The sequence below is a fragment of the Trinickia sp. NRRL B-1857 genome (assembly GCF_050470685.1).
Taxonomy (GTDB): Bacteria; Pseudomonadota; Gammaproteobacteria; order Burkholderiales; family Burkholderiaceae; genus Trinickia.
The window spans coordinates 791,693-810,364 of the sequence record NZ_JBFLUK010000011.1 but is presented as its reverse complement, the minus strand read 5'-3'; the positions used below and the strand labels follow the sequence as shown (position 1 = coordinate 810,364).

14 protein-coding genes are annotated in these 18,672 nt (G+C 65.6%); 11 read left to right on the top strand and 3 right to left on the bottom strand.

The window, feature by feature from the left end; translation table 11 throughout:
- Window positions 1-135: 135 nt before the first annotated feature.
- Together AB1286_RS24660 and AB1286_RS24655 are read left to right on the top strand one after the other, a co-directional pair.
- Window positions 136-825, top strand: a complete 690-nt coding sequence (locus AB1286_RS24660) for a BPSS1780 family membrane protein (RefSeq protein WP_430365857.1) — start codon at window positions 136-138, stop codon at window positions 823-825.
- A gap of 90 nt (window positions 826-915) precedes the next feature.
- Window positions 916-5,358: a DEAD/DEAH box helicase gene (locus tag AB1286_RS24655; RefSeq protein ID WP_430365856.1), complete on the top strand. Its 4,443-nt coding sequence runs from the start codon at window positions 916-918 to the stop codon at window positions 5,356-5,358.
- 47 nt (window positions 5,359-5,405) lie between these two features.
- On the opposite strand, the gene AB1286_RS24650 is transcribed toward AB1286_RS24655, so the two are convergent.
- A complete protein-coding gene (locus AB1286_RS24650; protein WP_430365855.1) occupies window positions 5,406-6,617 on the bottom strand; it encodes a sensor domain-containing phosphodiesterase in 1,212 nt (403 codons plus the stop codon).
- Window positions 6,618-6,877: 260 nt separating this feature from the next.
- Between AB1286_RS24650 and AB1286_RS24645 the strand changes: the two genes are divergently transcribed.
- Window positions 6,878-7,837, top strand: a complete 960-nt coding sequence (locus tag AB1286_RS24645) for a chemotaxis protein CheV (protein WP_430365854.1) — start codon at window positions 6,878-6,880, stop codon at window positions 7,835-7,837.
- Window positions 7,838-7,934: 97 nt separating this feature from the next.
- Here the strand turns inward: AB1286_RS24645 and AB1286_RS24640 are convergent, their stop codons facing one another.
- Entirely contained in the window at window positions 7,935-8,396 is a 462-nt protein-coding gene (locus AB1286_RS24640) for an Lrp/AsnC family transcriptional regulator (protein WP_430365853.1), read from the bottom strand.
- A 32-nt stretch (window positions 8,397-8,428) separates the two neighbouring features.
- On the opposite strand from AB1286_RS24640, the gene AB1286_RS24635 reads away from it, so the two are divergent.
- Window positions 8,429-9,232, top strand: a complete 804-nt coding sequence (locus AB1286_RS24635) for a PIG-L deacetylase family protein (RefSeq protein ID WP_430365852.1) — start codon at window positions 8,429-8,431, stop codon at window positions 9,230-9,232.
- On the opposite strand, the gene AB1286_RS24630 is transcribed toward AB1286_RS24635, so the two are convergent.
- Entirely contained in the window at window positions 9,168-10,127 is a 960-nt protein-coding gene (locus AB1286_RS24630) for a glycosyltransferase family 2 protein (protein WP_430365851.1), read from the bottom strand. The two genes, AB1286_RS24635 and AB1286_RS24630, sit on opposite strands and share 65 nt — an antisense overlap.
- A 360-nt stretch (window positions 10,128-10,487) precedes the next feature.
- Here AB1286_RS24630 and AB1286_RS24625 point away from each other — a divergent pair, with 360 nt between their 5' ends.
- Genes AB1286_RS24625 through AB1286_RS24595 form a run of 7 tightly spaced genes read left to right on the top strand, consistent with a single transcriptional unit; the run spans window position 10,488 to window position 18,606 of the window.
- On the top strand, window positions 10,488-11,798 hold the full coding sequence (locus AB1286_RS24625) for a glycosyltransferase family 4 protein (RefSeq protein ID WP_430365850.1): 1,311 nt from the start codon (window positions 10,488-10,490) through the stop codon (window positions 11,796-11,798).
- Window positions 11,799-11,833: 35 nt separating this feature from the next.
- Window positions 11,834-12,469, top strand: coding sequence for a D-glycero-alpha-D-manno-heptose-1,7-bisphosphate 7-phosphatase (locus AB1286_RS24620; protein ID WP_430365849.1), 636 nt, complete (start codon window positions 11,834-11,836; stop codon window positions 12,467-12,469).
- On the top strand, window positions 12,466-13,707 hold the full coding sequence (gene waaF / locus AB1286_RS24615; protein ID WP_430365848.1) for a lipopolysaccharide heptosyltransferase II: 1,242 nt from the start codon (window positions 12,466-12,468) through the stop codon (window positions 13,705-13,707). The genes AB1286_RS24620 and waaF overlap by 4 nt, the downstream gene beginning before the upstream one ends.
- Before the next feature lie 19 nt (window positions 13,708-13,726).
- Window positions 13,727-15,478, top strand: coding sequence for a carbamoyltransferase family protein (locus AB1286_RS24610; RefSeq protein WP_430365847.1), 1,752 nt, complete (start codon window positions 13,727-13,729; stop codon window positions 15,476-15,478).
- The gene (locus AB1286_RS24605) at window positions 15,475-16,524 is read left to right on the top strand and encodes a glycosyltransferase family 2 protein (RefSeq protein WP_430365846.1); all 1,050 of its coding nucleotides are present in this window, start codon (window positions 15,475-15,477) and stop codon (window positions 16,522-16,524) included. The genes AB1286_RS24610 and AB1286_RS24605 overlap by 4 nt, the downstream gene beginning before the upstream one ends.
- Entirely contained in the window at window positions 16,512-17,663 is a 1,152-nt protein-coding gene (locus AB1286_RS24600; protein ID WP_430365845.1) for a glycosyltransferase family 9 protein, read from the top strand. Before AB1286_RS24605 ends, AB1286_RS24600 begins: the two co-directional genes overlap by 13 nt.
- Window positions 17,653-18,606, top strand: coding sequence for a glycosyltransferase (locus tag AB1286_RS24595; protein ID WP_430365844.1), 954 nt, complete (start codon window positions 17,653-17,655; stop codon window positions 18,604-18,606). The genes AB1286_RS24600 and AB1286_RS24595 overlap by 11 nt, the downstream gene beginning before the upstream one ends.
- Window positions 18,607-18,672 lie beyond the last annotated feature (66 nt).

Below are 18,672 nucleotides of genomic sequence, written 5' to 3'. Positions count from 1 at the left end.
CGCCGCGCCGGCTCCAAGCCGGGCGTGGCTCGCAGGTCCGGTACCGCTCATTCGGGCCGCGTTCAGCCCAGCCGGGCGATAATTGCGCACCGGCCCTCAAGCCTTCGTTTTCCTTTCAAATTGGAGCGTCATTACATGCGTATGCGCGCAGTCGCGGCTCGACAGGGTTCACGCTGGTTCGCCGAAGGATGGACCTTGTTCCAACAGCGCCCCGCCATGTGGATCTTGCTTGGCCTCATCGATTTGCTCGTCACCGCCGTACTCTACGAATTGCCCTATGCGAGCGACTTGGCGGCCGTGTTCACGGTGCTTTGGACCGGGGGCATGATGAGCGCCGCCGATCGATTCCGCGCGACCGGCACGCTCGGTCTGGCCGAGGTCCTGCGCGGTATCCGTGCAAATTTCCAGCCACTCTTCGCGGCGGCCGTGTTCGGACTGCTGATTGCGATCGTCTGCGATCTAACCGGCGACCGGGCGTCGAGCGCCTTGCGCCTGATCGCTTTCGGCGGCGCGGGCAACAGCAGCTCCTTGATCGCGCTAATTGCCGGCGCGATCTATTTGACGGCGGCATTGATCGGAACGATGGCGCTATGGCTCGCGCCCGCCCTCATCGTGCTCAATGGCGCCACGCCGGCCGACGCGCTGCGCGCAAGTTTTGCCGCGACGTGGCGCAATGGGCCCGCCGCGCTGGTCTACGGCCTCATCGCGGCGGGATTGATGCTCGCCTGTGTGCTGACGCTGGGCGTCGCGCTGCTCGTCGTCGCGCCGCTCGTCTATTTGTCGACCTACGGCGCAAGCCTCGATATGTTTCCGCCCGACCGATAGCGCAATCGGCCGCGCTCGTGCACGCCTCGTTCGAGCGATCGTCCGTATGATGAGGATTATTCGGATCGAATAGGTATCCTTGAGAAATCGATGGCTCGCCCCTACATCGAGCACATGAACGCCCTGACGAGTGCCGGCCCGCTCGCCGCTTTCCATCCGGCGGTCGCCGCGTGGTTCGAGTCGGCTTTCACCGCGCCGACCGACGCGCAGGTGCGGGCGTGGCCGTCCATTCGCGCGGGCGAATCGACGCTCGTCGCGGCGCCCACGGGCTCGGGCAAGACACTGACCGCCTTCCTTTGGGCCTTGGACGAACTCGTGCGCGACGGCCTCGCGCACGGCGGTGCGTTGCCCGACGAAACGCTCGTCGTCTACGTCTCGCCGCTCAAGGCGCTCTCCAACGATATCCACGTCAACCTCGAGCGGCCGCTCGCCGGGATCGGCGAAGAACTGATCCGGCTGGGCTTGCCGCGCGTCGAGATTCGTACGGCCGTGCGCACGGGCGATACCACGACGGCGCAGCGCACCGCGCTCAAGCGGCGGCCAGCGCATATCCTCGTGACGACACCCGAATCGCTCTACGTATTGCTCTCGTCCGATTCGGGACGCCGCATGCTGGCGACGACGCGCACGGTCATCGTCGACGAAATCCACGCCATGGCGGGCAGCAAACGCGGCGCGCATTTGGCGCTTTCGCTCGAACGGCTCGATGCGCTATGCAAGCGGCGCTTGCCGCGCATCGGTTTGTCGGCCACGCAAAAACCGATCGAAGCGGTCGCGCGTTTTCTCGTCGGCACGCATGAAGCGGCGCGCTGCGCCATCGTCGACGTGGGCCATCATCGCGAGCGCGATCTCGCCCTCGAATTGCCGCCCGTACCGCTCGAAGCCGTTATGGCGAACGAAGTCTGGGAGCGCGTCTACGATCGGCTCGCCGAACTGGCGAGCGCGCACGCCACTACGCTCGTGTTCGTCAACACGCGCCGCATGGCCGAGCGCGCCGCCCGTCATTTGACGGACCGCCTCGGCAAGAACGCCGTCGCGGCGCACCACGGCAGCATGGCCAAAGAGCATCGGCTCGACGCGGAGCAGCGCTTAAAAGGCGGCACCTTGCGCGTGCTCATCGCGACCGCCTCGCTCGAACTGGGCATCGACATCGGCGACGTCGATCTCGTCTGCCAACTCGGTTCTCCGCGCGCGATTGCCTCGTTTCTGCAACGCGTCGGGCGTTCGGGCCACCAAGTCGGCGGCATGCCGAAGGGGCGCCTATTCCCCACCTCGCGCGACGATCTGATCGAATGCGCCGCGCTGATCGATAGCGTCAGGCGCGGCGAACTCGACACATTGACGGTCCCGCACGCCCCGCTCGACGTCCTTGCGCAGCAAATCGTCGCCGAGGTGGCGTGCGAGGAGTGGAGCGAGCAAGCGTTGTTCGACTGTTTCCGATGCGCGGCGCCCTATGCCGAGCTCTCGCGCGAACGATACGATGCCGTCTTGCGGATGCTCGCGGAAGGTTATACGAGCCGCCACGGGCCGCGTGGGGCCTACATCCACCGCGACATCGTCAGCGCGACGTTGCGCGGACGCCGCGGCGGCAAAATGACCGCCGTGACATCGGGCGGGACGATCCCCGAAAACGCCGACTACGCCGTGCTGCTCGAACCGCAAGGCTTGAACATCGGCACGGTCAACGAGGATTTCGCCGTCGAAAGTTTGGCCGGCGACGTTTTTCAGCTCGGCAACACCTCGTACAAGATCTTGCGCATCGAACCGGGGCGCGTGCGCGTCGTCGATGCCGAAGGTCAAGCGCCGAACATTCCGTTTTGGCTCGGCGAAGCGCCCGGACGCAGCGACGAACTCTCGGCGGCCGTATCTCGACTCAGGGCGCGCGTCGACGATTTGCTCGGCGATAGCAAGTCCTCTTCGCCTCGCGCCACCGGCACGTTGCACGAGCAAACCGTGGCGACGCTGATGCGCGAGTTGGCGATCGACGATACCGCCGCGCGTCAGATCGTCGACTATCTCGCTCGCGCAAAGGCGGCGCTATCGGTTTTGCCGACCCAAACGACGCTCGTGATGGAACGGTTCTTCGACGAATCGGGCGGCACGCAGCTCGTCATTCATTCGCCGTTCGGCAGCCGCTTGAACCGAGCTTGGGGCCTCGCGCTCAGAAAGCGCTTTTGCCGGACGTTCAATTTCGAATTGCAAGCGGCCGCGACCGAAGATGCGATCGTACTATCGCTTACCGGCAGCCACAGCTTCGCGCTCGACGAGGTATGGCGCTTTCTGCATTCGAACAGCGCCGAACATGTGCTCGTTCAAGCGCTGCTCGATGCGCCGCTGTTCAACGTGCGCTGGCGCTGGAATGCCGTAACGTCGCTGGCGCTGCCGCGCTTTACGGGCGGACGCAAAACGCCGCCGCAATTGCAGCGGATGAAGAGCGAAGACTTGCTCGCGGCGGTCTTTCCCGACCAAGTGGCCTGCCTCGAGAACATCGTAGGCGAGCGCGAGCTGCCGCATCATCCGCTCGTCGATCAGACGGTCGACGACTGCCTGCATGAGGCGATGGATTGCGAAGGGTGGCTTGCATTGCTACGGCGCATGGAGCGAGGCGAAGTCGCGCTCGTCGCGCGAGAGTTGCCTGCGCCGTCGCCGCTTGCCGCGGAAATTCTCAATGCGCGTCCGTATGCGTTCTTGGACGATGCCCCGCTCGAGGAGCGTCGCACGCAAGCGGTGCTGTCTCGGCGTTGGACCGACCCCGAAGATGCTTCCGATCTGGGCGCGCTCGACGCCGACGCTATCGCGGCGGTACGAGACGAGGCGTGGCCGCAAGTACGCAACGCCGACGAGATGCACGAAGCGTTGACGGGGCTCGCGTGCGTAAACGAAACCGAGGCACGCGCACACGAAGGCTGGCTCGATTGGCTCGATGCGCTTGCGCGTTCGGGACGCGCCACCCGTATGCAAGTGGCGGAAGACGAAGCGCTCTGGCTGCCGGTGGAGCGGCTAACGTGCTTGCGCGCGGTGTATCCCGACGCGGCCTACGCGCCGGCGCTCGTCGCCCCGAAAGGGTTCGACGAAAGCTGGGAAGTTGAAGATGCGCTCGTCGATCTACTGCGCGCCCGGCTCTCGGGCATGGGACCCGAGCCTGTGCCGACTCTGGCGCGCGGCCTAGCGCTACCCGCATCGAACGTGGCCGCGGCGCTCGTCAAGCTCGAAAGCGAAGGCTACGCGATGCGCGGCCGCTTCACGCCCGGCGCGACGCAGGACGAATGGTGCGAGCGCCACCTGCTCGCGCGCATTCACCGCTACACGATCAAACGGCTGCGCCGCGAGATCGAGCCCGTCGAGCGCGCCGATTTCGTCCGCTTTCTGATCGAGTGGCAACGCCTTGCGCCGAGCACGCGCGGCATGGGTCGCGATGCGCTGGCCGCCACCTTGGAGCAACTGGAAGGCTTCGAGGCCGCTGCGTCGGCGTGGGAAGAGGAAATCCTGCCGGGACGCCTGCGCGATTACACCGGCGTCACGCTCGACGAACTCAGCCGATCGGGCAAGTTCGTTTGGGCACGCTTCGCAGCGCAGGGACGAAGCGCGGGCGCGCCGGTCCGCACGACGCCGATCGTCTTGTTGCCTCGGCGGACGCTGCCGCACTGGCACGCGCTCGCGGATCGCCGGGCGGTCGAGCCGAGCGCAGCCGACACGGGGCTCTCTTCGCGCGCGCAACTGCTGTACGACGCGCTATCGCGTCATGGCGCGATGTTCTTCGACGAGTTGCTCGGCGAGGCGCGCGCACTACCGCTCGAAGTCGAAGCGGCGTTGGGCGAGCTCGTCGCGGCGGGGCTCGTCACCGCCGACAGTTTCGCTGGGCTGCGCGCCCTCATCGCCCCCGCCGTCGCGCGCCAACGCGGCGCACGCGCGATGACTCGGCGCGGCGTTCATCGCGGCGCGTTCATCGGCGGCATGCAGGACGCGGGCCGATGGGCATTGCTGCGCCGGCCGAATCTCCCGGCCGGGTCCAACGGTAACGGCGACTCGGTCGAACCGGCTACCGCACTATCGCGCGCCGGTACGCCCCCCGTCGACCCCGAGATCGTCGAGCATGTCGCTATGACGCTGTTGCGTCGCTACGGCGTCGTGTTTTGGCAATTGCTGGAACGCGAGCCTGACTGGCTGCCGCGTTGGCGCGAACTGTTGCACGTCTTTCATCGAATGGAGGCGCGCGGCCTCATACGCGGCGGCCGATTCGTGAACGGTCTATCCGGCGAGCAATTTGCATTGCCGGAAGCGCTTGCCCTGCTACGCGACGTGCGCAAGCGCGACCACGACGGCCAATACGTTTGCGTCTGCGCCGCCGATCCGCTCAATATCGTCGGGACCGTGCTTCCCGGCGACAAAGTGCCGGCGTTGGCGGGCAACCGCATCGCATTTCGCGACGGCGCTTGCGTCGCGACCTTGATCGCGGGCAAGTTCGAATTCGCGGCGCATCTGACCGCCGAGGAACAGGACGCGGCGCGGCGATCGCTCGCCCGCCGCTTCTGAGCGCGCTCGATGCGACGGTGCGACGCCGCCGCAGCGAAGCGCGCAGCTCAGGCGAGCATGCGGCACAACGCCTCGAACAAGATGTCGCCGCCGAGGACGAAACCGCGCCCATCCACGGTGACATAAGTCGACAAAGTCACACATAAATTCTTCGAACTCGACGACATATACGGCTCGCTGACGATCGTTTCGCCGGGGCGCACGAGCGCATCGCGGAAATAGCTTCGCTTGGACCAATTCGCCCCGCTGCTGCGCGCCAACAGCGGAAACGTCGACCGGCGCCAAGGGTCGTGCCGATCGGATTCGATGTTCTCGCCGACTTGACGGCCGGTGTCGTCGAGCACGAAGACGCGCAATGCCCACTGGCAAGCGAGAAAATGCCGCGCCGCCTGCTCCACCGCCACGCCCGAACACCAGGCATCGCGAAAAAGACCGAACGCGTGCCGATAAGGCATCAATTCGTCAAGATCGCCGATGCGCCGCAATTTGCGCGAGTCCGTGAGCTGGTCGTCGAGCGCCGATGGCACGACGTTCGATGCGGCCGTCACTGCCTCGAGATCGATCGTCGGCCGCCCAAAGTAGTAACCCTGGACGAAATCGGCATCGCAATCGGCACTGAGCTTCGCTTGTTCTTCGGTCTCGATGCCCTCAACCACGATAAACGTGCCGATATCGTGCAACAAGTCGACGAGACGCAACAGGCTCCGCGCATTCCGATAGCTGGAAACCGCCTTGCAAATCAACTCTCGATCGAGCTTGACGACGTCGGGCCGCAGATCCCAAACCCGCCCGAGATTGGTCAATCCGGCGCCGAAATCGTCGAGCGCGATCAAAAAACCGTAGCTGCGTAAGCGGTCGACGGCATCGACGAGCGCCGACGGCGTATCCTGCCGCGCCTCCAGCACCTCGAGCACGACGCGCCCCGGCGACACCCCGCTCTCGAGCAGGTCGTCCGCCAGCGCCGCCCCGTGTACCGGGTCGGCGAGCACGTCCGGGTGCAGATTCAGAAAGAGCACGCTCTCGTCGTCCGCGAATTGGAGAAAACGCCGCAGATGATGCCGCGTACAACGGCGTTCGTATTCGCCGTACCGGCCGGCCTCCCGGGCGAGGCGAAACGCCTGCTCCGGCGAGCAAGACGCCTGCCCCTGCCGGGCCCGAAGCAGGGCCTCGTAGCCGACGGCCGCGCCATGAGCCAGCGACAGTACGGGCTGGAAGGCGCTTTCTATCGCGGGCAGTTCGGGCGCTTGAGCATCGATCATGGAAACGAGAGTCGCGTCGTTGGGGTCGAAAGCCGACTTGGCGATTGGCAGGTGGGACCGATCGTCGCACGACGGCCCCTAGCGCCATATAACGTCAGATGTTTCGGTGAACTTAACAGTTTTCTCGGGGGAAACGCGAACCTCATATCAATTTTCTTGGCGGCGCGCCGTTATCAGCGATATAGCCCGAGCAGCATCGGTAAAACCCCAACCCAGGGTGCAACCGCCGGGCACGGGCGCAACCAAGAGGAAAAATATCGATGGCCGCTGATCACCACTCGATCGACGAACGCACCAACCTGACGAGCTCGAACAAGTTCGAGCTCCTGCTATTCCGGCTCGGTGCTGCCCCCGGAAACGACGACTCGCACGAGCTGTACGGGATCAACGTCTTCAAAGTCCGGGAAATCATGACGATGCCGGCGATCACGCCGATCGCCGGTGCCTCCGAGCATATGATCGGCGCCGTCGACATTCGCGGGCAGATCATTCCCGTGATCGACTTGCCCAAGCTCATGGGCTGCCGACCGTCACGCGGGTTGAACATCCTGCTCGTGACCGAGTTCGCGCGCTCGACGCAAGCATTCGCGGTCGAGGAAGTCGACGATATCGTCCGGCTCGAATGGAATCAGGTGCTATCGGCGGAAGGGTCGGCCGGCGGCAGCTCGGTCACGAGCATCGCCCGGATCGACGGCAATACCGGCGACTCCCGCCTCGCTCAAGTCGTCGACGTTGAGCAGGTGCTGCGCGATGTCTTCCCGGCGCAGCACCCCAGCGTCGGAGCGGCCGACGTCGGCAGGTCGGTGAGCATGACCGGCGGCGCGAAGATTTTGGCCGCCGACGATTCCGGTTTCGCCCGCAAGCTGATCGAGCAGAGCCTCAGTGCGCTCGGCGCCGAGTACATCATCACCAAGACGGGGCAGGAAGCCTGGGACACGCTGACGCGGATCGCCGCCGAGGCGCAAAAGGAAGGCGTACGCACGCGCGACAAGATCGCGCTCGTGCTGACCGACCTCGAAATGCCCGAAATGGACGGTTTCATGCTCACGCGCCAGATCAAGGCGGACGAGCGGATGCGGGACATTCCCGTCATCATCCACTCGTCGCTGACCGGCACGGCCAACGAAGCGCACGTCAAGAACGCCGGGGCAACGGGCTACGTGGCGAAGTTCGCCGCCGGCGATCTGGCCGAGGCTATCCGCCAAGCGCTCGCCGCCTAAAGGTGCAACCGTCGCCGGGTCGTCCGTAAAGCCTTATTTACGGACGGACGATCGAACCGGCGACGAAAACCGTCCGGACCCGACGCGGGCCTGCCGCTCAAAGCAACGGCAGGCCCGCGTCGCGTTTGACCTCGCGCAGCGACAAGACCGATTCGACGGACGTCACGCCCGGCAATGCCCGCAGCACGTCGCGCACGAACGCGCCGTAATCCTCGAGATCCCGGGCGACCACGTGCAGAAGATAGTCCGCACTGCCCGAGACGTTATGACACGCGACGATTCGCGCGATGCCTTGGATTTCACGCTCGAATTCGTCGGCCAGGCGCCGGTCGTGGACGCCGAAGCGCACGAGCGCGAACGCCGTGACGCCGATCCGCAGCGCCGGCTTGGATAGCACCGCCCGGTAACCCTCCACATAGCCGTCGGCCTCGAGCCGTTTTAGCCGCCGTGCGCACGGCGTCTCGGTCAAGCCCACGGATTCGGCAAGGCTTGCGTTCGTTATGCGGCCATCCGCTTGGATCGCCATCAAGATGGCGCGGTCGGTCTTATCCAAAGTCATGCGTCGCTGCCCTTCGGGTTGCGGGAGCTGCGATGGTAGCGCAACTGCGGGCACCCTCCTTGCTCCCCTATCGCGTCATGCGCACGCTCTCAACGCCCTCGTCCCGCCATGCCGCTCCGCTTTTCGTCGTCTCCCCCCATCTGGACGACGCCGTATTCAGTTGCGGCATGCTGCTCGCGAGCCGTCCCGGCTCGATCGTCTGCACCGTCTTTTGCGGGGAACCGGATCCGCCTCAGCACACGCCTTGGGATCGCTGCGCGGGCCACGGCGATTCGCGCGAAGCGCTGCGCGCGCGTATTGCCGAAGACGAGCGGGCACTCGCACTCGTGCGAGCCCAGGCAATACGGTTACCGTTTCTCGATAGTCAATACGGCGCGACGCCGGCCCTCGACGAACTCGTGCATGCATTGACACTAGCTTGGCGCGATGCGCAATCGCCACGCTTCGTCGCGCCCTTGGGGCTCTATCATTCCGACCACGTCTTGGTAGGCGATGCCTGCCGCGCATTCGTGCGCGAGCAAGGACTCACCGATGCGATCGTCTATGAAGACGCGCTGTATCGCACGATCCGAGGCGTGGCGCGCCGCCGATACGAGGCGCTGACCCAACAAGGCTATTCGTTTGCGCCGCTCGAGTGCCCGGCGAGCATAAGCCTTCGCCCGCCAGGCGCGGCCAGTGCGAAGTGGCGCGCCGTGCGTGCCTATCGAAGTCAGCTGCTCGCGCTCGCCGACGCTCATCCTTATGACCTCGTCGAGCCTGAACGTTATCGCGTCATCGATCGGATTCGGCCGTCGCCGTACCGGTCCCGGTCCCCGTCCGCATCGGGGGCACGGTAGCCCGCCCTCGCTGCGCCTCGCGCACGCGAGCGCGCATCCACAACACCGCGTCGGCGACAACGCGCCGCCGCGGCATCGCCCAGGCGATCCCGGAGACGAGCGCCAAGCCATCGCGCGCGAACGTTCGTTCCTTCGCATAGACGGTCATTGCATGCATCGTAGCGGCGCAAGCCTCGCGTAGCGGCAACCGCAACCAGGCAACAAGCGCCGCATTACGGGCCAGCATGCGTCGGCGCAGCCGCGCATCTCGCGCCGGAGACGGGTGGTGAGTCACCGTGATCGCGTCGCAATAGACGATCGCATAGCCTCGATCGAGCAGATCGAGCGAGACGAGCGACTCTTCCCCGCCGATGAATAGACGCGGCTCATAGCCGCCGACATGACGGAATGCCGATACGCGAAAGACGCAAGCCCCCGCCATATAGCCGACGAGCGCCGGGCCCGGCAGCAGCCCTTGCTCGAGCGGACTTGTCTGCATATCGATACAAGTCGGATCGAGCGTCTGCGCATCGCCCACCAGCACGCGGGCAGACAACACCGCGACGCGCGGGGCCCCATCGAGCAGTCGTACCGCATGGGCAAGCGAGCCTGACGACCAATGCGTGTCGTCGTCGCTGAACGCGACATAGTCGGTCGTTGCCGCCGCCACGCCCAGATTGCGCCCGGCTGCCCCGAGATTGCGCTCGCATGCGATCACACGCACTTCGGGAAAACGCAGCGGCAGCATCTGCGCGGTGCCGTCGGTCGATCCGTTGTCCACGACGATCACGGCGGGCCGCTCCGGCAACGCAAGCAATCGCTCCACCGTCTTGAAGACTTCCCGCGCCCGGTTATGGGTGAGCACCACCACCGATATGCGCGAGGTCAACGCCTTCGATCTATCTAACGTGTCCATGCCTCGTTATCCATGCCGTTCGTTATGCCGTCCGTCGACGCCCGCGTCGAGCGTCGCGGGGTCGGTCTCGACTGAGCAAGATGCACACCGCCGGGCGCATGCGCCCGCGCGTCCCGCGTGAGCGGCGTTGCGCTCGCTACCGCTTAATTACATCGACTCTGTAACACCGGCGTCGTCTAGGTGCGAACGAGTAAAGAACACAGCAGCGGCTCCGAGCGTCGCAACGCTTCTGCACGTTTGACCTGTTCGCACAAACCATGGGCACACGACGTGCTCGATACGACGCGAGCGCTTCGCAAACGCCCGTGGACCGGTCGATTCCGCGCTCACCGGGCAGGCCTCCAATATCAAGGACTACTCATGAAAATCGCACTGGTCAGTGAACACGCATCGCCCCTCGCCGTCGCGGGGGGTGTCGACAGCGGCGGACAGAATATTTATGTCGCGCACGTCGCGCGGCAGTTGCATCGCGCCGGGCATCAAGTCGACGTGTTCACGCGGCGCGATCGCGCGCTATTGCCGGCGATATCCGACATGGACGGCGTGCGTGTGATTCATGTTCCCGCAGGCCCGCCCACGCAAATGCCCAAGGAGCACCTATTGCCGTTCATGCCGGAGTTCGCGGACTTTCTCGTGGGATTTTGCCGGCAGGAGCGCATGCCCTACGACGTCATTCATGCGAACTTCTTCATGTCCGGACTCGCGGCGCTCAAAGTGAAGTCTGCGCTCGGCACGCCGCTCGTCACGACGTTCCATGCGTTAGGCAAGGTACGGCGCATCCATCAAGGCGCGGACGACGGCTTTCCCGATGCGCGCTTCGCGATCGAAGAAGAACTCGTGCGCGAGTCGGACGTCATCATTGCCGAGTGCCCGCAAGACGCGCTCGATCTGCGCGAGCACTACGGGTCGGATCCGTCTCGCGTACAAATCGTCCCATGCGGATTCGATATCGCGGAATTCGGCCGCATGGATCGAGCCGAAGCGCGCTCCGCGCTCGGATGGCCCGGCAACCGGTTCTCCGTCCTGCAACTCGGGCGCCTCGTGCCGCGCAAGGGTATCGACACCGTCGTGCGCGCGCTCGCCACGCTGCGCGAACGCACGGGAATCGATGCGCACCTTTATGTCGTCGGCGGCAATGCCGATCTGCCCAATGAAATCGCCACGCCGGAAATCGCGCGTCTACACGGCATTGCAGCCGGATGCGGCGTCTGCGATCACGTGACGTTCGTCGGACGACGAGGCCGTGCGCAACTTCGCGAGTTCTACGCCGCGGCCGACGTCTTCGTCACCACGCCCTGGTACGAACCGTTCGGCATCACGCCGATCGAAGCGATGGCCTGTGCGCGCCCGGTGATCGGCGCCGACGTCGGCGGCATCCGCTATAGCGTCGTCGACGGCAAGACCGGATTTCTCGTGCCGCCGCGCGATCCCGATTCGTTGGCCGAGCGATTGGCGCGTCTCGCCCGCGATCCGGCGCTCGGAGAGCGAATGGGCGAGGCCGGGTTCGAGCGCGTTCATACGAGCTTCACGTGGTCGCGCGTCGCGCACATGCTCGAGGACGTCTATCGCGGCGTTGCGCGCGCGCCCGCGGAGCGGCCCCACCTCGTGCGCAAGCACACGGCACATCGGCAAGGTGCCGGCAATGCACGCGCCGCGGCAGGCCGCGCTTGAGTACGCGCGCATCGTTGCATCTCGGGGTACCTGCGATGAGCCATGCCGCCGTGCTGTTCGACAAAGACGGGACGTTGCTCGACGACGTCCCCTATAACGTCGACCCCGCGCTGATGCGCTTCGCCCCTGGTGCCTGCGAAGCGCTCGCCCTCTTGCACGCCCGCGGCTTCCGCGTATTCGTTATCAGTAACCAAAGCGGCGTCGCATTGGGCCGCTTTTCGTATGAAGCGCTGGCGCCGATGGAAGTGCGCCTGCGCGAGATGTTCGAGACCTGCGGCGTGCCGTTGGCGGGCGCTTACTGGTGCCCGCATCACCCGAACGGCACCGTCGCGCGTTATGCCCATCGCTGCGCGTGCCGCAAGCCACAGCCCGGCATGTTGCTGCGGGCCGCGAGCGAGCACGGCCTCGACCTCACCGCAAGCTGGTTCGTCGGGGACATCCTCGACGATGTCGAAGCAGGTACGCGAGCGGGCTGCCGCACGGTCCTCGTCGACAATGGAAACGAGACGCTCTGGGAACCGGGTCCCGCTCGCGTACCGACACTACGCGAGCCCGATCTGCTGCGCGCCGCCTTAGCCATCGTCCGCGAGCATGACGCATGGCTGGACGTAGAAGAACGCACCGCCGAAACGATAAAAACCATTCCCGCAGCGAGGCACAGTACAGCATGAGTGCGTTAGTTTTTACGATCGCGCCGGTTCTGTCCCAGGCTCAGGCGCGTGAAACGTTCGTCTCTCGATGGGGGCCGGAGGTCAAACGCATCCTTTGCGTACGGCTCGACCGTCTGGGCGACATTCTCATGACGACGCCCGCGATCCATGCGCTGCGTGCTTCCGCGCCGGGACGACACATCACGCTGCTCACGTCGAGCGTCGGCGCGCATGCCGCGCCCCATCTGACCGACGTCGACGACGTCATCGCCTACGACGCGCCTTGGCACGGCGCGGGGTCGCCTACCTCGCCCTCAGTCGATCAGGCCATGGTCGATACGCTCAAGACCGGTCGCTTCGACGCCGCGGTGATCTTCACCGTCTACAGCCAAAGCGCGCTTCCCTCGGCCATGCTGTGCTACCTCGCGGGCATCCCCCGGCGGCTGGCGCACTGTCGAGAGAATCCTTACGGACTGCTAACCGACTGGGTCTGCGAAAGCGAGCCGCACGAGCTCTTGCGTCACGAAGTAGAGCGTCAGTTGGCGCTCGTCGCTCAAGTCGGCGCAGTGAGCACCGATACGCGCATGCGCCTGGACGTGGGCACGCAAGCCCGGCAAGCGCTAGCGCCCCGCCTGGCCGCGCGCGGCATCCCCCCGCAGGGCCCGTGGTTCGTCGTCCACCCCGGCGCCAGCGCCGCCTCGCGCCGCTATCCGCCGGAGCGGTTCGGCGAAGTCGCGACGCATCTCGCCCAGGCGATCCCCTGGCCGATCCTGCTGACCGGAAGTGTCGAGGAGACACCGCTCGTGCAACAGGTGATCGACTCGGCCGGGCCCAAGGTGCGAGCGCGTCTGCACGATCTATCAGGACTCCTGAACATGGGCGAATTCGCCGCCCTGATAGAGCGTACGGCCGTGCTCGTGACGAACAACAGCGGCCCCGTCCACCTGGCATCGGCGCTGGCCACGCCCGTCGTCGATCTGTACGCCTTGACCAATCCGCAGCACACGCCTTGGCAGACACCGCAGCGCGTGCTGTTTCGCGACGTCGAGTGCCGCTGGTGCTATCGCGGCGTCTGCCCCGAGGGCCACCACCGGTGCCTGCTCGGCATCTCGGCTGCGGAAGTCGTCGCGGCCGCGCTCGAACTCGCCGCCGAACGCGAGGCCGCGCCGGGCGCGCAATCCGACTCGCTCCCGGCATCCCCTTGCGCATCGCTCGCCGAACTGCATGCCGTGTCGACGAGCACGCCCATTTCCTCCTGACTCGTGTCCGAATACCGCCATGTACACACTCGGAATCAATGCCGTTTATCACGATAGTGCCGCGACGCTCGTCAAGGATGGTGTCGTGGTCGCCGCCGCCGAGGACGAGCGCTTCACGCACGTGAAACATGCGAAGCGTCCCGTCCCCTTCTCCACGTGGCAAATGCCGTTCGATGCGATCGACTATTGCCTCAAGGAAGCCGGCATCACGTTGGCCGATATCGATCACGTCGCATATTCGTACGATCCGGCCTTGCTGGCTTCGATGCCCGGCCCGTCGCGCGCCGGCGCCACCATCGCGTTGCCGCTCGAACCGAGCTTGCAGCGCATGTCGAATCCCGGCGAATCGCCTTGGGACCCGCTCTTCGTCAGCTACATCGTCAACGCGCGCGGCCAGCTCATCGACGGCGCCCCCCATCATCTCGCCAAGCGCTTTCGCGCCCCCGAGGGCGGCCATCGCTTCGCCTGGCACTATGTCGAGCACCATCTGGCGCATGAAGCCAGTGCCTTTCTTGCCGCGCCGTTCGGCGACACGGCTGTCTTGACCATGGACGGCCGCGGCGAAGGCGTCACGACGAGCCTCGGGCAATTCGTCGACGGACAGTACAAGCGGATCAAGCAGGTGGAGCTGCCGCACTCGCTGGGACTGCTTTACGAAGCCGTCACGAGCTGGCTTGGCTTCCTGCATTCGTCGGACGAGTACAAGGTCATGGCCCTCGCCGCGTTCGGCCGTCCCGCTTATGCCGACGCCTTCCGCGAAATCGTCCGCTATCGCGGCAACGGTAGCTATACCGTGGACGAACCGCGGCTCGTCGAGCGCTTCGGGCCGGCACGCGAACGAGGCGGCCCGTTGGAACAGCATCACTACGACGTCGCGAGCTCCTTGCAAACGGTGCTCGAGGAAACAGTGCTCGAACTCGCGCGCTGGCTGCACGAGCGCACGGACTTGCCGCGCCTATGCATGGCCGGCGGCGTTGCGCTCAACTGCGTGATGAACGCCCGCATACGCGACGAAGGTCCGTTCGACGAAGTCTGGGTGCAGCCCGCGGCCGGCGACGCCGGAACGGCGCTCGGCGCCGCGCTTTGGATCGACTGGCGCGAGCGCGGACTCTCAGGCGATCGCAAGCGGCACTGGACCATGGATCACGCTTACCTCGGTCCAGCGTATCCCGACGCCGAAATCGAAACGTTCTTACGGTGGTCGAAGGTGCCGTTCAAGCGACTGACCGACGTCGCCGGCGAAACCGCCGAACTGCTCGCGGCGGGCAACGTCATCGGGTGGTATCAGGGACGCACGGAATTCGGCCCACGCGCCCTGGGTGCACGTTCGATCCTCGCCTCGCCGATCGATCCCGGGATGCAAGCCAAGCTCAACGAGATCAAGGATCGCGAGGATTTCCGGCCGGTCGCGCCCGTCGTGATGGAAGAGCACGTCGCCGAATGGTTCGAGAATGGCCGAATCGCGCCGTTCATGCTCTTCATCTTCGATGTGAAGCCCGAGGCCGCGGCGCGTATCCCGGCAGTGCGCCACGTGGACGGCACGGCGCGCGTGCAAACGGTCAATCGTTCTCAACATCCGCTTTACTACGACCTGCTCGCCGCCTTTTATGCGCGCACCGGCGTGCCGATTCTCGTCAATACGTCGTTCAACACGAGAGGCGAACCGATGGTCAATTCGCCGCGCGACGCGCTCGAATCGTTCTGGACGTCCCCGCTCGATGCGCTCGTGATCGGCCCGTTCCTCATCACCAAACAAGGAGCCGTGTCGTGAATACGCCGGCGCTTACGCGCACGCAGCATCGACGCCAGGCGGCATCGGAAGACGGCGCTTCGGCCGGGCTAAGCCCCGAGGTCTCCGTCGTCGTGCCGACCTGGCGGCGACCCGCGATGCTGGAACGATGCCTCGCGGCGCTCGTCCGTCAAACGCTGGAGACACGGCGCTACGAAATCGTCGTTTGCGACGACGGCCCGGACGAAGCCACACGCGCCTCGGTCGAGCGTATTGCCGATGCGCATCGCGCACGCGGCTTGCAAATCCGCTACCTGCCGATCACCGCAACGCAGGGCCCCGCCGGTGCGCGCAACGCCGGGTGGCGCGAAGCGCGCGGCGAGGTCATCGCGTTCACCGACGACGATACGATTCCCGACGCGCATTGGCTCGAGGCGGGGTTGGCCGCCATGGCCGACGGCGCCTGCGCCGCATCGGGCGCGATCGTCGTGCCGCTGCCCGAGCGCCCCACCGACTACGAATACGACGCGAGCGGCCTGGCACGCGCGGAATTCGCCACCGCCAACGTGTTCGTGCGCAAAGACGCTTTGATCTCCGTGGACGGCTTCGACGAGCGATTCACGTCGGCGTGGCGCGAGGACTCCGATTTGCAGTTCTCGCTAATGGCCGCCGGCGGACGGATCGTCAACGCGCCCGACGCGCGGGTCGTGCACCCGGTACGTCCGGCGCGCTGGGGCGTCAGTCTTTCGCAACAACGCAAGAGCGCCTTCGAAGCGCTGCTCTATCGCAAGCACCCGACACTGTACCGGGAACGCATCGCCAGTACGCCGCCGCTCGCCTATTACGCGAGCACGGCCGCCGCGGTAGCTGGCCTTGTCGGCGCGTTGGCGCAGATCCCCCCCATCGCAAGCGCCGGCGCGCTCGTTTGGCTCGCGCTCACGCTGCGGTTTTTCTTGTTACGCATGCGCGGGCGGAGCCGAGCGTGGCGCCATATCTCGGAGATGGCGGCGACTTCGGCGTTGATTCCGTTCCTTTCGATCTATTGGCGCTTGCGTGGCGCCTTCCGATACAGGACATGGTTCCTCTAATGCGCTTCTCCCCCACTTCGCCGGCGTTCGAGCCGCCACGGCGGGTCGCGATCTTCCGTGCGTTGCAGCTCGGCGACATGCTCTGCGCGGTGCCCGCGTTGCGCGCGCTGCGCAGCGCCTGGCCCGATGCGCACATTACGCTGATCGGCCTGCCGTGGGCGACGCGGTTCGTCGAGCGCTACGCGTCGTTGATCGACGAACTCGTCGTCTTCCCCGGCGCGCGCGGCTTTCCCGAGCAGGAAGAGAGCGATGCCGGCCTGCCGCAGTTTTATGCGGCCATGCGCGCGCGCCGCTTCGATCTTGCCATCCAGATGCACGGCAGCGGCGGCCCCGCGAACGACATCGTCGGCCACTTCGGCGCTCGCCACCGCGCGGGCTTTCATCAGCCGCATGAAGCGCCCAGGCCGGGCTTTATCGCTTGGCCGGACGATTTGCCCGAGCCCCATCGCTATTTGGCTCTCGTTCGCGCGCTCGGTATCGATGCGCACGACGACTCGCTTTGGTTTCCGCTATCGCTGCACGACCGTTGCGAATACGAAGCCTTGGAAGCGCGGCACGGCATCGAGCCCGAGCGGTTGATCTTGCTGCACCCGGGCGCTCAATTGCCGTCGCGGCGCTGGCCGCCGGCACGCTTCGCCGAAGTGGCGGATGCCCTCTCTTCGCGCGGTTGGCAGATCGCCATCACGGGCACGTCGAACGAAGCGGCGATCACGGCGGCCGTGCTCGGCGCGATGGCGGCGCCCGCGCTACACCTGACCGGCTCGACGACGCTAGGCGGCCTCGCCGCGCTAGTCGCCCGGGCACGGCTAGTCGTGTGCAACGACACCGGCATCTCGCACGTAGCGGCCGCCATGCGCACGCCGAGTACGGTCATCGCCTCGGGCAGCGACACCCGGCGGTGGGCGCCGCTCGACCATACGCGTCATCGCGTGCTGGCCGATTACCCGCCGTGCCGCCCCTGCGCGTTTCGCGATTGCCCTTTCGGTCATACGTGCGCGCTCAACGTAAGCGTCTCGCACGTCGTCCAGGCCGCGCTCGAACAGCTCTCGCATCGCTCGCGCGCCCATCCCGCGGGCGCCGGCGTATTGCACGCGCGCACCCATCATCGTGAACAAAAGGAGCCACGTCATGCAACGTAATCGGCGTTTGCGCATACTAACTTGGCACGTTCACGGCAATTACCTCTTTTACCTCACTCAAGCCGAGCACGATTTTTGGCTCGTCACACGACCGGGTCACCCGCCCGGATACGCGGGGCGATCGGGCGTGCTGCCGTGGGGAGACAACGTTCACGAAGTGGACGCCGCCATGGTCTCGCAGCGCGAGTTCGACGTCGTGCTGTATCAACATCGAGAGCACTGGGAACACGATCGGCACATCGTGCTCTCCGAGGCGCAACGCAAGCTCCCATCGATCTACCTAGAGCACGATCCGCCGCAAAACAATGCGTTTTCGGAGCGGCATTGGGTTCAGGATCCGTCGACGTTGATGGTGCACGTCACCCACTTCAATCGGCTGATGTGGGACTGCGATAGCTTGCCGACGCGCGTAATCGAACACGGCGTCGTCGTACCCAAAGGCGTCCGTTACACGGGCGAACTGGAGCGCGGCATCGTCGTCATCAACAATCTGGCCACCCGCGGACGACGCTTGGGTTCGGACATCTATGCCTCGGTCTCGGGACGGGTGCCGCTCGATCTTGTCGGCATGAATGCGAAGCAGGCCGGCGGCATCGGCGAAATCGGCAATTTGGATCTCGCAGCGTTCTCGGCGCGCTATCGGTTCTTCTTCAATCCGATTCGCTGGACGAGCCTTGGCCTTGCGATCGTCGAAGCCATGACGATCGGCATGCCGATCGTCGGCCTGGCAAGCACCGAGCTGCCGACCGTGATCGTCAACGGAGAAAACGGCTATGTGGCGACCGACGTCGATGGGCTCGTCGAGCACATGCGCGCGTTGCTCGCCGATCCGCGCGAGGCGCGGCGGCTAGGGGAAGGCGCCCGCCGCACCGCGCTCGAACGATTCAACATCGACCGTTTCGTGCGCGATTGGCACGCCGTGCTGCGCGAGGTCGCGCTTTGAACACCAAGGTGTGCCGCCGAGCACGCGTGCCATTTGATCCTTCTCGAGCTAACCGGAGCCACCATA

Excerpts from the sequence above, each read along its gene's own strand:
- AB1286_RS24660 (WP_430365857.1), top strand. The coding sequence starts at position 136 with ATGCGTATGCGCGCAGTCGCGGCTCGACAGGGTTCACGCTGGTTCGCC.
- AB1286_RS24655 (WP_430365856.1), top strand. The coding sequence starts at position 916 with ATGGCTCGCCCCTACATCGAGCACATGAACGCCCTGACGAGTGCCGGC.
- AB1286_RS24650 (WP_430365855.1), bottom strand. The coding sequence starts at position 6,617 with ATGATCGATGCTCAAGCGCCCGAACTGCCCGCGATAGAAAGCGCCTTC.
- AB1286_RS24645 (WP_430365854.1), top strand. The coding sequence starts at position 6,878 with ATGGCCGCTGATCACCACTCGATCGACGAACGCACCAACCTGACGAGC.
- AB1286_RS24640 (WP_430365853.1), bottom strand. The coding sequence starts at position 8,396 with ATGACTTTGGATAAGACCGACCGCGCCATCTTGATGGCGATCCAAGCG.
- AB1286_RS24635 (WP_430365852.1), top strand. The coding sequence starts at position 8,429 with ATGGTAGCGCAACTGCGGGCACCCTCCTTGCTCCCCTATCGCGTCATG.
- AB1286_RS24630 (WP_430365851.1), bottom strand. The coding sequence starts at position 10,127 with ATGGACACGTTAGATAGATCGAAGGCGTTGACCTCGCGCATATCGGTG.
- AB1286_RS24625 (WP_430365850.1), top strand. The coding sequence starts at position 10,488 with ATGAAAATCGCACTGGTCAGTGAACACGCATCGCCCCTCGCCGTCGCG.
- AB1286_RS24620 (WP_430365849.1), top strand. The coding sequence starts at position 11,834 with ATGAGCCATGCCGCCGTGCTGTTCGACAAAGACGGGACGTTGCTCGAC.
- waaF (WP_430365848.1), top strand. The coding sequence starts at position 12,466 with ATGAGTGCGTTAGTTTTTACGATCGCGCCGGTTCTGTCCCAGGCTCAG.
- AB1286_RS24610 (WP_430365847.1), top strand. The coding sequence starts at position 13,727 with ATGTACACACTCGGAATCAATGCCGTTTATCACGATAGTGCCGCGACG.
- AB1286_RS24600 (WP_430365845.1), top strand. The coding sequence starts at position 16,512 with ATGGTTCCTCTAATGCGCTTCTCCCCCACTTCGCCGGCGTTCGAGCCG.
- AB1286_RS24595 (WP_430365844.1), top strand. The coding sequence starts at position 17,653 with ATGCAACGTAATCGGCGTTTGCGCATACTAACTTGGCACGTTCACGGC.